The sequence below is a fragment of the Gottfriedia luciferensis genome, from assembly GCF_002156865.1.
GTDB lineage: Bacteria > Bacillota > Bacilli > Bacillales > Bacillaceae_G > Gottfriedia > Gottfriedia luciferensis.
This window is the reverse complement of sequence record NZ_NCTA01000001.1, coordinates 207,669-221,580: the sequence shown is the minus strand read 5'-3', so window position 1 is coordinate 221,580 and position 13,912 is coordinate 207,669. Positions and strand designations below refer to the sequence as shown.

The 13,912-nt window shown below is 30.7% G+C and carries 15 protein-coding genes; 11 read left to right on the top strand and 4 right to left on the bottom strand.

What is annotated here, in order from left to right; all coding sequences use genetic code 11:
* Positions 1–11: 11 nt before the first annotated feature.
* Together B7R67_RS01105 and B7R67_RS01100 are read right to left on the bottom strand one after the other, a co-directional pair.
* Positions 12–812, bottom strand: a complete 801-nt coding sequence (locus B7R67_RS01105) for a transporter substrate-binding domain-containing protein (RefSeq protein ID WP_088066739.1) — start codon at positions 810–812, stop codon at positions 12–14.
* 14 nt (positions 813–826) lie between these two features.
* Complete coding sequence (locus B7R67_RS01100) at positions 827–1,555, bottom strand: amino acid ABC transporter ATP-binding protein (protein ID WP_088066737.1); 729 nt, start codon at positions 1,553–1,555, stop codon at positions 827–829.
* 515 nt (positions 1,556–2,070) lie between these two features.
* On the opposite strand from B7R67_RS01100, the gene B7R67_RS01095 reads away from it, so the two are divergent.
* The 3 genes from B7R67_RS01095 (at position 2,071) to B7R67_RS01085 (ending at position 3,558) form a co-directional block, all read left to right on the top strand.
* On the top strand, positions 2,071–2,337 hold the full coding sequence (locus tag B7R67_RS01095; RefSeq protein ID WP_088066735.1) for an excalibur calcium-binding domain-containing protein: 267 nt from the start codon (positions 2,071–2,073) through the stop codon (positions 2,335–2,337).
* 143 nt (positions 2,338–2,480) lie between these two features.
* Positions 2,481–3,335, top strand: a complete 855-nt coding sequence (locus B7R67_RS01090; RefSeq protein ID WP_088066733.1) for a ComEC/Rec2 family competence protein — start codon at positions 2,481–2,483, stop codon at positions 3,333–3,335.
* 1 nt (position 3,336) lies between these two features.
* A complete protein-coding gene (locus B7R67_RS01085; RefSeq protein ID WP_088066732.1) occupies positions 3,337–3,558 on the top strand; it encodes a DUF3006 domain-containing protein in 222 nt (73 codons plus the stop codon).
* A 380-nt stretch (positions 3,559–3,938) separates the two neighbouring features.
* Here B7R67_RS01085 and B7R67_RS01080 read toward each other — a convergent pair whose 3' ends face one another.
* Positions 3,939–4,487 carry a hypothetical protein gene (locus B7R67_RS01080; protein ID WP_088066730.1) on the bottom strand — a complete coding sequence of 183 codons (549 nt, stop codon included), beginning with the start codon at positions 4,485–4,487 and terminating at the stop codon, positions 3,939–3,941.
* 771 nt (positions 4,488–5,258) lie between these two features.
* The gene (locus B7R67_RS22620) at positions 5,259–5,393 is read right to left on the bottom strand and encodes a hypothetical protein (RefSeq protein ID WP_268875978.1); all 135 of its coding nucleotides are present in this window, start codon (positions 5,391–5,393) and stop codon (positions 5,259–5,261) included.
* Positions 5,394–5,584: 191 nt separating this feature from the next.
* Here B7R67_RS22620 and B7R67_RS01070 point away from each other — a divergent pair, with 191 nt between their 5' ends.
* The 8 genes from B7R67_RS01070 to B7R67_RS01035 all read left to right on the top strand — a co-directional run bounded on the left by B7R67_RS01070 (position 5,585) and on the right by B7R67_RS01035 (position 13,877).
* A complete protein-coding gene (locus B7R67_RS01070) occupies positions 5,585–6,328 on the top strand; it encodes a metallophosphoesterase family protein (RefSeq protein WP_088066726.1) in 744 nt (247 codons plus the stop codon).
* A gap of 545 nt (positions 6,329–6,873) precedes the next feature.
* Positions 6,874–6,999 carry a hypothetical protein gene (locus B7R67_RS22615; RefSeq protein ID WP_268875977.1) on the top strand — a complete coding sequence of 42 codons (126 nt, stop codon included), beginning with the start codon at positions 6,874–6,876 and terminating at the stop codon, positions 6,997–6,999.
* Between the two features lie 371 nt (positions 7,000–7,370).
* Positions 7,371–7,634, top strand: a complete 264-nt coding sequence (locus tag B7R67_RS01060; protein ID WP_088066722.1) for a DUF2187 family protein — start codon at positions 7,371–7,373, stop codon at positions 7,632–7,634.
* Between the two features lie 234 nt (positions 7,635–7,868).
* A complete protein-coding gene (locus tag B7R67_RS01055) occupies positions 7,869–8,765 on the top strand; it encodes an ABC transporter ATP-binding protein (RefSeq protein WP_088066720.1) in 897 nt (298 codons plus the stop codon).
* 65 nt (positions 8,766–8,830) lie between these two features.
* Positions 8,831–9,784 carry an ABC transporter permease gene (locus B7R67_RS01050; RefSeq protein WP_088066718.1) on the top strand — a complete coding sequence of 318 codons (954 nt, stop codon included), beginning with the start codon at positions 8,831–8,833 and terminating at the stop codon, positions 9,782–9,784.
* A 415-nt stretch (positions 9,785–10,199) separates the two neighbouring features.
* Positions 10,200–11,690 carry a spore germination protein gene (locus B7R67_RS01045; RefSeq protein WP_088066716.1) on the top strand — a complete coding sequence of 497 codons (1,491 nt, stop codon included), beginning with the start codon at positions 10,200–10,202 and terminating at the stop codon, positions 11,688–11,690.
* 19 nt (positions 11,691–11,709) lie between these two features.
* Positions 11,710–12,795 (top strand): GerAB/ArcD/ProY family transporter, encoded by a 1,086-nt coding sequence (locus B7R67_RS01040; protein WP_088066714.1) that lies wholly within the window; start codon positions 11,710–11,712, stop codon positions 12,793–12,795.
* Positions 12,792–13,877 carry a Ger(x)C family spore germination protein gene (locus B7R67_RS01035; RefSeq protein ID WP_088066712.1) on the top strand — a complete coding sequence of 362 codons (1,086 nt, stop codon included), beginning with the start codon at positions 12,792–12,794 and terminating at the stop codon, positions 13,875–13,877. The genes B7R67_RS01040 and B7R67_RS01035 overlap by 4 nt, the downstream gene beginning before the upstream one ends.
* The last annotated feature ends 35 nt before the right edge of the window (positions 13,878–13,912 follow it).

The window sequence follows — 13,912 nt, the reverse complement described above, 5'->3', positions numbered from 1 at the left end:
AATATCAAAAATTAATTTTTAATCCATTTATTTTTAATTTCATCGTATTTTCCTGAATCCTTCAGGGTTTTTAATGCTTTATTTAACGCGTCGACAAGTTGTATATTGCCTTTCTTAACAGCTATTCCATAAGGTTCTTCCGTAAAAGTTCCACCTACTAATTCAAATGAAGGGTCTTCTTCTTCCATACCATAAAGAATTGAATCATCTGTCGTTAAGGCATCACCTTTACCTGCTTTTAAGGCTGTAAAAGCTTCAGCATAGTTTTCGAATTCAAGTACCGTTGTTTCAGGCGCTTTCTCTCGGATATTTACAGCGGATGTTGAGCCTTTAACTGCAAGAACTTTTGTGCCTTTTTTCAAATCAGAAAGGCCGTGAATTTTACTACCTTTTTTGACAAGCAATGATTGTCCTGCATTAAAATACACATCTGTAAAATCTACTTCTTTTTTACGCTCTTCATTAATGGTCATTGTAGCGACGACCGCGTCAACTTTCCCATTATTTAAGAGGCCAACCCTCGTTTTTGAAGTAACCTCTATGTACTCAGGCTTAACGTCATTACCAAACATTTCTTTTGCAAGTGCTTTGGAAAGATCAATATCAAACCCTTCGACCTGACCTGTAGAAGGATTTTTCAATCCAAATAAACGAGTATCATATTTTACACCAAACACAATTTTTTTATCTTCCTTAATTTTTGCAAGTACATCATTTTTACCTTTTGAGTCTTTTTCCCCACCACAACCCGAAAGAACCAAGGCGGCTGTTGTTGTGACTAACGCAATTTTCATGAATTTTTTTAGAAACATTTTACTTCCTCCTATTAATGATTTAGTATACGGCTGAGAAATAAACGAGCCCGTTCCTCACGTGGATTCGCATAAAATTCAGCCGGAATTGCTTCTTCTAAAATTCGCCCTTCATCCATAAATACGATCCGGTCTGCAACCTCTTTGGCAAACCCCATTTCATGTGTTACGACAACCATCGTCATACCTTCTCTAGCAAGAGTCTTCATTACATCTAACACTTCTCCAATCATTTCCGGATCAAGTGCAGAGGTAGGTTCATCGAAAAGCATAATATCCGGTTTCATCGCAAGTCCGCGAGCGATTGCTACACGTTGTTGCTGGCCTCCGGATAGCTGGGAGGGATAAGATTCAGCCTTTTCTAATATCCCGACTTTTTCCAGATAATGTCTGGCAGTTTCATTAGCCTCTTTTTCGGATTGTCCAAGGGCTTTCCTAGGGGCAAGAGTGATATTTTCAAGCACCGTTTTGTGGGGATATAAATAAAAATGCTGAAAAACCATCCCAATATTACGCCTTAACTTATTGATATCTGTTGTTTTATCACCGACTGATATTCCATTTACGGTGAGTGTACCGTCATTGATTGTTTCTAGATGATTGATACAGCGCAACAAAGTACTTTTCCCCGAACCAGATGGCCCGATAATAACAACCACTTCACCTTGATTGATTGTTAGATTAATATCTTTCAAGACTTGGAAATCGCCATAATACTTATTTACATGATTAAATACAATCATTCCTAACCTCCTGTAACATTTTATTGATTATGTATATTGAGATTGGAGAAATTTGGGAATCAATATTTTATATGTATGCTTGTTCGATATGCCATATCACGCTAAATCCTTTTTTAGTTATTTAGAACTGTTGCTTGTGCACTGAAAAAATAAGCAAAATAGTAATCTAAAACTGAATAAAAACAAAAAGCGGAAACACTTATTTAAGTGTTTCCGCTTTTTTAACAAAATTCTAATAATAGTTAAAGAAGAAAATAAAACCGATTCCTTTGAACTGGTAGTAGCACTTTATTACTATTTAATTGAATATCTAAATTTGCGAATAAGGAGGAACTTTTTTACTAATAAAATAACGAGAGGCTGTTTAGTCTAGCAGAACAACGAATTAATATAAAACTATTTAAGTAATTTTTTACTAAAAAAGGATAAAAACTATTGATAGATAGATATATTTTAATTACTATTAAAATTGGATTACATTTGTTACAACAAAATTATAGAATTGGAGAACTACTATGAAAAAACTTCTTATCGGAATCCTTACTATAGGTCTTGTTCAAAGTTATTCAATTGCTTCAAATGATGTTGCAAGCGCAGCTTCTGTTAGAGTTTTCAAAAACTGTACGGAAATGAACCAAGTTTATAAAGGTGGAGTTGCTCGTACTTCATCTGTTAAAAACGTAGGCGGTAAAACTAAATATAAACCATTTGTATCAAAAGCTTTATATGACGCAAATAAAAAAAGCGATCGTGATCATGATTTTATAGCATGTGAAAGATAGTTTTCTGTAGCAATAAAAAAAGATAGAACCATGAATGGAAACTATCTTTTTTTTGCATATTGAAACACATGATATTTACTAATTAAATTAATTTACTAAAATTGATTCAATTCACGATATTAATAGTAAGGGGTATTTTTAACATGAAAAAGAAAATAGTAAATATAATTCTAGCAAGTGCTTTATTAGCGGGAATTACATATCAATTAAAACCTAAGGAAGCTAAAGCTGTTTCGAAAAATTTAACTGCACATTTCATTGATGTTGGTCAGGGAGATGCGATTTATATTAAAACTGCAAATGGTGATGACATCATTATTGATGGAGGAAACAAAGCTAAGGGTAAAATAGTAGTAAATTACTTAAAGAAGCTAAAAGTTGATGATATTGAAGTTTTGATATCTACACATCCTGATGCAGACCATATTGGTGGGCTAGATGAGGTACTAAATGCTTATAAAGTAGAAAATGTATATGCTCCGAACGTATCGCATACAACTCAAGCATATAAAGATTTTCTATTAGCAGTAAAAAAGCAAAATCTGAAAATTAAACCAGTAACAGCTGGAGTTAAATTAAACCTAAAGGGTGTATCAGCTGAATTTGTGGGTCCAGTAAAAGCATATCCAAAATCCGATCTTAACGATTGGAGCGCAGTATTAAGACTTGTTTTTAATAAAAATAGTTTCTTATTTACTGGAGATGCTGAATTCAAATCTGAAAAAGATATGGTAAACTCAAAAAAATTATTGAAAGCTGATGTTTTAAAAGTGGGGCATCATGGTGCAAAAGAGTCTAGTAGTCAATTATTTTTAGATAAAGTTCAACCGAAGTTTGCTGTAATTGGTGTAGGCGCAAAAAATAGCTATGGTCACCCAACGAATGAAACGCTGAATCGATTTAAGAAATACAAAACAACGATCTATCGTACAGATAAAAATGGTAATGTAGTCGTAACGAGTGATGGAACTAAGATAACAGTAAAGAAGGATAAATAATATGAAGATTAAAGGAATAGTTGACCGAATCGAGGGCAACATTGTTGTAGTCGAATTGGAAGATGGTTCGACGACTGATTATCCTAAAAACTTGTTTCCAAAATCCATTTCTCCTGGTGATGCAGTTAATATGGCGAATGGGAAATTCGTAATAGATGAAAACAAAACAAAAAAGCTAAAAAAAGAAATAAACGATTTAATGGATGAATTATTCGAAAAATAGTTATGCATTAATGTTTCTAAAAGGGTCTTAATAGAAGATCCTTTTTTTAGTTAGTTAAAGTTTATATAAATAGTTATCTGATTAAAAATATATCACATTGAATCTAAAAATATTTGGGGAAATGTTACAGTTTAGGGAACATGTAGGGAAAATTTATTTAAGAAGGAGTGGCTTGATAATAACTTATACAAATGTTCTTTAAAATAATAACAACTATATATTAATACTTGATCACATTAAAAAATACATAAAAGAGGAAAAAATCATAAATGTATTATCAATATAAAGACTGTCAAAAAGCGAAGCAAATTGCAAAATAATAACCTCATTTATTGAAGTTAGTCAAAAAAGGATTACTATTATATTTACTAAAATCTTTATCAAATCTCATCTTTCCGTTTTTCGTTATTTTTCTTTAACGCTTCTTTAAATTCTTTTAAAATTAATTCATTTGGATGCTTTTCCTTCTTATCTTTTATTTTGACGTTGCCTTTTACTGGAACTATTATTCTATAACGATCATGGTTTGTTATATTACTTGTAGCAAATACGTATGAACTATCTTGTGTTAAAAAACTGTCTTCTTCTTCCATTTTGATTATTGCTTTTTGACTTTTATCATAACCAATTCGTTGTTCAACAATGACTTCTTGATTTGTTCCCAATTCTCCTTTTAAATTATTTTCGACTATAACCTTATAAGGTGTATATGGCCCTCCATCATCTGTTTCTGTCTCTAATTGTTCAATTACTCTTCCAACAAATAATTGTTTAGCTGAAGCAGTAATATTTTCTTTTTTAGAAATATCATATTCATATTCACCATTGGAAACAATAACCTTATTTGGCCCATAAGTAGTATAAACGATACTAACAATTGCAAATAAAACTAGTATAGAAATTAAGCATAATTTTATGAGCATTTTCATCTACATCCCCCCTAAATTTTGAATTCAATTAATTACAATATAACATTAGAGTTTAGAATGCATTATGGGCATTTGTTACAATAAAAGGAATAAAGTTGTAAATATAAATTAACTGTCATACTTTCTTAATATATTGAATGTTTTTCCAGTTGATTAATATGTTAATGTTTTCACAAAAGTATTGGGGTGTGAAAATATGAGGAAGATTAGTCCCTTTTGCTTTATATCTTCTATTTTCTGCTTAATCATGATAATTTCAATTTACCTTTTTATTCCGATTCATAAACCTACTCAGAGTGAGATTATTAACTACAAAAAAGAATTAAATGTTATAAAAGAACCCGTTAAAGAAGCGGAACAAGTACCGCATTTTATGGTAATCCATCTTCCAGAAAGTATCTTGATAATTTAAAACAAACTACTATTATAGAATTTATAGATATATCCAACTCAGGAAATTTTGGAATTAGTCGCGTACAAGACGATTATTATGCAATTAAAGCGTATTACGCAAAAATAAATATTGATGTGAAAGATCCAAAATTAGTCCCGAGTATAATTGGAATCAATTATAGATTATTAATTGTAGTGAAGGAGACTGAAGATAGTCCATGGTTACTAGATTCAGACGAGTATATCTCTCCGTTTGATTAACTTGGTAATTTTTCATAGAATGAAAGCATCTCTTAAGAGGTGTTTTTTTAAATAAGACAGTAAATCGCAAGTAAAAAAATAAAAGGCACTCTTCAAAGAGTACCATAGGAATTAACATCATTTCTTACAATCATATGCAACCAAAGTAATTTCCAATTCCTCTTCCAAATTCTCAATTTTACTTTTAGCTTCATTACTTAAATTCGCAATATGAAAATCACTATTACTCAATTCTTTATCCTCATTATTCATTTCAAAATCCCCTTTAACCAAAATTTTACCTTTTCATTATTTCCTTTTTTAAAAAAACTATCCTTAGTCAGCTTTAGATATGTAATGAATAAGTACCTTACGAAAATAAATTCATTTTGTTAAACTATTTATATTATTCGAATAATTTAGTGTGAATAAAAATTAGTTTGTAATATGGAAGGGATGTAATAATGGATAAAGAAATAGTATTCGCCATCGGTGATATTCACGGTAGTATAAATGAGCTAGAGGAATTACTAAAAGAATGGAACCCAGAAAAAGAACAATTAGTCTTACTCGGAGATTTAGTAGATCGTGGCGAGCATTCGTATGATGTCCTCGTTAGAGCACAACAATTAGAAAAAGATTATGGAGCGGTAGTATTATTAGGGAATCATGAACAAATGTTATTAGATTGGCTTGAAGAGCCTGAATTAAAACAAGCTTATTATTATGGACAAGGTGGTCTTGAAACAATTCATTCATTTTTTAAATTTGATATTACTAATCGAAAAGACCCTAATATAGTAGCTCAATTAATGAAAAGTGAATTTGAATCTGAGCTTAATTTTATAAAATCTAGACCATTGTATTTTGAATGGGAAGATTATGTATTTGTTCATGCTGGAGTAAACCTTAATCTTGCAGATTGGAAGGATACTGAGGATAAAGAATTTTATTGGATTCGTGATGAATTTCATTATGGTAAAAATGAAACAAATAAAACATTTGTATTCGGCCATACTCCAACATCTATTCTTCACAAAACTGAAGGACAGTTCGATATTTGGTATTCTCCTTGTAAGACGAAGATTTGTATTGATGGTGCAGCTGCATATGGTGGATTTTTACATGGGATCAAAGTGAAAAAGGATGAAATTATTTCTACTCATTCAATTCCTTCTCAGTCAAATTCTTCTAAATATGAAATATAAAGTTAGAAAAAATTCATTAAAAGATTTTTTTTATTTTGTTAAAAACTACGTAAAAAACTAAGCAGGGACAGTTTTAAAAAACAGTCCTTTTTGTTTTTGAGAAAAAGTTATTTTAGAATAAATAATTCAGAAAATATACACTTATTGTTCGGCTTAAATATTTAAATCCGAGATATAATTTATCTAATAATATTTTGAGTGAACTTTTCTTAGGAGAAAAAATTCGGGTTAAAGGAGGAAATTTTATGAATAAATGGAAAAGAATATTTTGTTACATAACCTGTATAGTATTTATAATTTATTTAATCTACTTCAGATTTAATGACCCTGATTTTATAAATCTTAAACTTAAAGCTAGAATAGCATTTATGTTAAGTGGATTTTCACTATTTTTAAACGCAATCTATCTTAATAAAAAGGAAAATGAAAGATACATAACCTTAATCCCAGTCATTTTTGGCTTATTATACTTATTAATATCTTAGCGAATTTATGATGAATTAAATTATATTGAAAAATCCTGAAACAAAATAGGAGTCTCCTCAATGAATAAAAGGTCTTTAACTAAGCAAATTTGTTACACTTTTTGGTCAGTATTTGCAGCATATCTTGTATATTTATTATTTGGAAAGGAAGAGAATCCTGACATAAGACTCCATAGTTCACTTTGATTAACCGGATTGGGCATATCAATGTATTTACTAACTGTTTATTTAAATAAAAGAGGATATGAACGAAAGTGGAGCTTGCTTTTTTTAATACTTGGAATATATTTTTTAATTACATATTAATTCGAAAATTTCCCTTTTTTTAGTTAATCTAATTTCACTCACTCTTCAACGAAAACCTCATAATTTTCATTACATTAAATACCCATATACTAAAATTAAATGAACCATAAAAGTTTTATTAAAAAAGTATTCTAATGTATTTATAAACTACTTCGCTAAATAGGAAAAATGTCACAAAAAAATATAGTAGTCAATTCACTTTAGAATATTCTGATTATTTTGTATAATTGAATTAAAAAAGGGGTTTAGTTATGTGCGAAGATAATAAATCTAAAATAACGATGAATAAATATTATGTAAAACTTGGGGATGAAATAGAATTTTTACCTAATAACGTTAGAAAAAAAGAGATTAGTAAGGTACTGTTAAAGGGAGTCGTAGCAAAGGTTTTAGAGAATTCAGTGATTGTAGATATTAGTAAAGACCGTAACTATCTTAAGTACTATGACCATGATCATACTGTTATAAACCATCGAAAATATAAAATTATAGCTGGAGTTTCTACAAATAAATGAAAAGTGAAGTTTCAAGAACAATAGTCTTAATCCATCTAAAGGGGTTAAGGCTATTTTCTTTATTTCTTATAAATAATTTACAAATATGACATGAATCGTCATTAATCGGGAAAATAATTGGAAAAATTTAACGAAATTTTAATAAACTCAGACTTTAGGCGGTGTTAGAGATTAGAGAAGTTTTGTTAAAATAAGATTTGGGAATTAGAAAATATTGGAAATAAGGAGGACGAAATGAAAAAGGCGATTGTAGAGATTAAGAATCTTTCTAAGATAATTAAAGGGAAGAAAATTGTTTCTGATTTAAGCTTTGATATTTATGAAGGCGAAGTGTTTGGATTTTTAGGGCCAAATGGAGCTGGTAAAACAACGACAATCAGGATGATGGTTGGTCTGATGAATATTTCTGAAGGTGACGTTGTCATTAATGGCCACAGTATTAAGTCTAACTTTGAGGGTGCAATTCAACATGTTGGAGCAATTGTAGAGAATCCGGAGTTGTATAAATTTCTAAGTGGTTATGATAATTTATTGCAATATGCTCGTATGGATAAGACTGTAACAAAAGCGAAAATCGATGAGGTTGTTGAGCTTGTTGGATTAACTGGAGCAATTCGTCAAAAGGTTAAAACATACTCTCTAGGGATGAGGCAGCGCCTTGGACTTGCTCAATGTTTATTGCATGATCCAAAAGTTTTAATACTTGATGAGCCAACGAACGGACTTGATCCAGCTGGTATTCGAGAAATGAGAGATCATTTACAATTTTTAACGAAGAAAAAAGGAATGGCAATTATTGTTTCCAGTCATCTACTTTCAGAGATGGAAATGATGTGTGACCGAATTGGTATTATCCAGCAAGGTAAGCTAGTAGATGTCCAAACAGTAACTGAGCTTACTACTGAAGAAGTAACTACTTATTCTATTGAAGTAAATGACAGTGAAGCTGCTCTTAAAGTGCTATCTAAACATAAGGTTCAACTAATTGATGATGAATTACATATTGAGTTAACGAGAGAAGATGTACCGAGTGTGATTGAATTATTAGTAGAAAATCGCATTCGCGTTTATGGATTTAAGGCAAATGCAAAAACATTGGAAGAGCGTTTCTTAGAAATAACGAATGTTTAACTATTCTTGAGAAGTCTCATTAGCATGTCTATCTTGAGAAATTCAAAAAGAAAGGAACTTAAATCATGATAAAATTGATTCAAAATGAATGGATAAAGATTATTAAAAGACCAGGAACGATTGTAATGTTTGCTTTAGTTATTTTACTTGTAGGAGCTACTGGTACTTTTGTTAAATATAATCAAGATAAAAAAGATGCAAGAGTCGATCAAAATTGGAAACAAACTATACAAGCTCAGACAGAGGGTTATAAAAGTGATTTGAAGAAAATGGGGGATAAAAATATATCTAGACCATTTTTGGAAAGAACGGTTGCAATTAATGAGTATCGTTTAAAACACGACATTTCTCCATATGAAAAGACTAGTGTTTGGACATTTTTAGATGTATCATCTAGTTCGATTGTATTGGTAGGATTATTTACGATTATTATAGCTGCGAATATTGTTGCAAGTGAGTTTAATTGGGGCACAATAAAGCTATTATTAATTCGTCCATTTTCTAGGAGAAAAATCATTCTATCTAAATATATAACTAGTGTACTATTTGGTTTTGTTCTATTATTCACGTTATTTATTGTATCAACTGTATTAGGACTAATATTATTTAGTACAGGTGATGGAAATACATCTTATTTAGCGTATGTTGACGGGAAAGTAGTAGAGCAAAGTAGATTAATCTATTCTGCAAAGTTTTATTTAATGAGCTTTATTGAAACATTTATGTTAGCCACTATGGCATTTATGATTTCAACCGTATTTAGAAATAACACAATTGCAATCGGTTTATCGATTTTATTATTAACACTTGGCAGTATGATCACAAATATTGTAGCAAGTTATTTCGATTGGGCGAAATATATTTTATTTGCAAACACAGATCTAATGCAGTATATCAATGGTACTCCACTTGTAAAAGGAATGACGATGACATTCTCAGTAGTGATGTTACTAGTCTATTTTGTCATTTTCATTGGTTTAGCGTTGGGCGTATTTTCGAAACGTGACGTGACTGCTTAATCTTACACAAGACATTTTCAAAAAGATTTTAGAATCAATATTCTTTTCAACCTTATTAAAAAGTTACTGTAAAGCATGAAAAGTGCTCTGCAGTAACTTTTTTTTATTGGCTCAGATAATATTAATTGTTGATATTATACAAAACATATTTTTGTAAAAAATTTTAATTTTAAAGACATTGATTGGAGTGAAAGGTGCAAGACTCCTATGGGAGTAGCGGAAGGAGGGAAGGTGAAATTCGCTAAAATCTTTTAATATCTTTCCCTAATATCCTGCTCTTACCTGCATCCTGTAACGGAAATCATCTTTTTCAGAGTATTTTTATTAGAAAATATCAATGCTATTTTTTACCATTAATTTGAATAATTTTCATGCTAGTTTCAAATTATAAAATAAAAGATAATGGGGGATTCGTATGAGGAAAAATAATGACTTTAACTTAAATAAAGATTCCTCCCAAGATCATTGGATTAATGAATTATCAAATTCAAATGATTTTATTTCGTTTAAGACTGCAAGTGATCCTGAGGTAGATAATATTTATAGTATTTACTTTTTTCGAACGTTGATCATGTCTGAGATTATGCATAAACAAGTTTTACCATTGTTAACTAAAAATTTATCATTAGTCGAATTAAAAGCTTTAATTCCAATCGAACAACTAACAATTACATCAGACGCTTCTAAAATAAAAAGCAAGCTTTTACAAGGGCACATGGCGATTCAATTCGGGGATCCGGATAGTGAATGTTTACTAGTTAATATTGCAAATCATCAATCAAGAACGATCGGTCCACCCTTAATGGAGGCAACTACTTTAGGTCCACAAATCGGATTTGTAGAGGATCTTGATGTAAATATAAATTTAATTCGAAAAAAATTACCAATTCCAGACCTTTATGTGAAAGAAGTAGTAGTAGGTAAATTATCTAAGACAAGTGTCGCGATTGTTTATTTACATGAAATTGCTGATGAGGAAAATATTAATACGATAACTCAGAGGATTAAAGATATTCAATACGATATTATTGCTGATAGTTCTTTTATTTCATCTATGATCGGGGATAATACAAATTCAATTTTTCCACTATCGATTCCTACTGAAAGAATCGATCGGGCAGTCGCAGGTTTAGTAGAAGGGAAAATTGTAGTTGTAGTAGATGGGTCTCCAAATGTTATTCTTGCTCCTGCTGTCATTGACGAAACATTTATTGCAATGGAAGACTACTATGTTAACTGGGTGCTTGCTACGTTTTTTCGTTTACTTAGAATGTTTGGATTCGCACTAGCAATCTTTATCACACCTTTTTATGTTGCGATTTTAACGTATCATTATGAGCTTATTCCACCAAGATTGCTTGAATCGCTAGTAATATCTAGAGCTTCTGTTCCATTTCCACCAATTCTTGAGGTGTTGTTTTTAGAAATTACAATTGAGCTAGTGAAAGAAGCTGGTCTTCGACTACCATCAAAAATTGGGCAAACGCTTGGAATCGTTGGAGGAATTGTAATTGGTCAAGCGGTAGTTGAGGCGAAACTAACGAGTGATATTCTTTTGATTTTTGTAGGATTAGGTACACTTGCTTCTTATACTTCTGCAATTTATAAATTTAATAATACAATCCGCTTTATTAAGTTTCCGATTGTCATAATGGCTCAGTTAATTGGCCTTCTCGGTATAGTCATGGGGTTTATCTATTTAGTTACTCATTTACTTCGTTTAACATCCTTAGGAAGACCATATTTAGGTTCGTATCCTTTTAGAAGAACTGCATTTAATGATATGTGGTTTAGATTACCATTTGATAAGCAACAAAAAAGACCAACAAATTTAAGACCTTCTAAACGGAATCGCTCAACAATGGATATAAAAAGTCCTGGGCCACCTAGTGACTTTGATGAATAAACTATAAGGAGATTAATTTATGGCAACGTATAGAAGACAACAGGTTTCTCCCTATCTCCTGTTTTTTATTATTACTAGCTCTCAAATTGGAGTTGGTGTTTTAGGTTTTCAACGAATTATTGCTAAAGATGCAGGTTACGATGCATGGATTAGTGTTATAATTGCAGGGATTTTTGTTAATCTAGTTGTATGGTTTATGTACAAAATGCTTACAATTGCGGAAGGGGATATTATCGATGCCCATAAGCAATTGTTTGGCAATATTATTGGAGCAACGTTCAGTTTAGTCATCCTAGCTTATTATACAATTCTTTGTATCTCTGTTTTAAGATTATATATTGAAATCGTCCAAGTATGGATGTTTCCAACATTATCAACGTGGTTATTAGCAATTTTTATTTTATTGTTGTGTTACTACATCGTATCAGGCGGGTTTCGTGTTGTAGTTGGGATTGCATTTTTATCAACAATTTTCACAGGTGTACTTTACGCACTGTTATTTCATTTGCCATTTGAATATGTTCATGTTGATAATATCTTGCCAATCTTAGATCACTCAGTCAAAGAGTTATTATTATCTGCAAAACAATCGATCTATACGATGGCAGGTTTTGAAGTCTTATTAATGATTTTTCCATTTATTCGCAATGGTAATTCTTCACAAAAATATGCTCAATATGGAGTAGGTTTCTCAACATTAATTTTTGCCTTATCGGCTTTCACAACATTTTTACTATTAAGTGAAAAGCAACTTGTACATGTGATATGGGCTAGAATTTATATTGCAAAGTTAATCCATTTTCCTTTTTTAGAAAGGTTTGAATATATTTTAATCTCGAGTTTCCTTATAAAGGTCCTCTCAATATTAGCCTTATTACTTTGGAGCACAAGCAGGGGATTAAAATTAATTTTTAAAATAAAACAGAAGTATACTTTAATTTTAATTAGTGTCATTATACTTGTTGTTTGCCAGTTATTGGATACACGTTATCAAATTAATGCATTTACCGACTATACTAGTAGAGCTGCCCTATGGATTTTCTATATTTATATACCACTTTTTTCAATCATTTTTATGATGATAAAATCTAGGAGAGCATCATGAAATATTTTCTTCTTTGTATCACTATTAGTTTAGTGAGTTTATTAAATGGATGCTCGTTTATTCCTTCTACGAATGTAAATGAACTAAATTTAATAGAAGGAGCAGGCTTTGACTTAATAAAACCTAACGAGTATAGAGGAACTGTTTTTTATCCAGTTTTTCGATCGGAGAGTATTACAGATTTTAAAGTAGTTTCTGCAAATGGAGAAACGATAAAAAAAGTAAGAGAAAGGCTAGATCGAGAAGTAAGATATCGATTAATATCTGGACAGCTTCGTATTATTATGTTTAGTAAGGAGTTTGCAAAACAGGGAATTTATCCTATTGTTGACACGTTTAATCGGGACCCATCAATTGGAAACTTATTACAAGTAGCGATAGTAGATGGCGAAACGGTTGATTTACTTTCATTAAAAGAGTATCAAAAAGAGAACATTGCGCTTTATCTTAATGATCTTCTCGTACATAATGCTGAAACCGGTCCAATGCCCTATATGGATTTCACAACATTCTTATATCAATATTTTGAAGAAGGACAAGATCCAATACTTCCTGTTCTAAAAGTTGATAAAAACGAGATAAAAATAAGTGGAATTGCACTAATGAAATATGACAAACTCATAACTATCCTTCCGATGAAATATGTTTTTATTTTAAAAAGTTTAATGGAAAATTATAAACAAGGTTTACATCAATTTAGTCATATTAATGGTGCGAATATAGCAATTGATAATGTGAAATCTAGATCAAATTATAAAATTAAAATCAAAAAAGGTAAACCTGAGTTTTTAATTAATTTAAAAATGAATGCAAGAATTCAGGAGTACACAGGAAAAAAACCTATTTTGTTTCCGAAGCATATTAAAACAGTCAATAAACAATTAAAAAAACAAATTGAAAAAGATGCTGAGGAGCTAATTTCTATTTTACAAAAAAACAATGTTGACCCATTAGGACTAGGATCAAAACTAGAAGCCCACCAAAGAAATTTCGATGGCGAAAAATGGAAAAAGCAGTATCCGAATATAAAAGTAAAAGTAAACGTTAATTTAGATATTTTACATACAGGAATTGTTGAATAAGTAGAATTGCAAAAAAAGTAAGCCTATCGATGAAG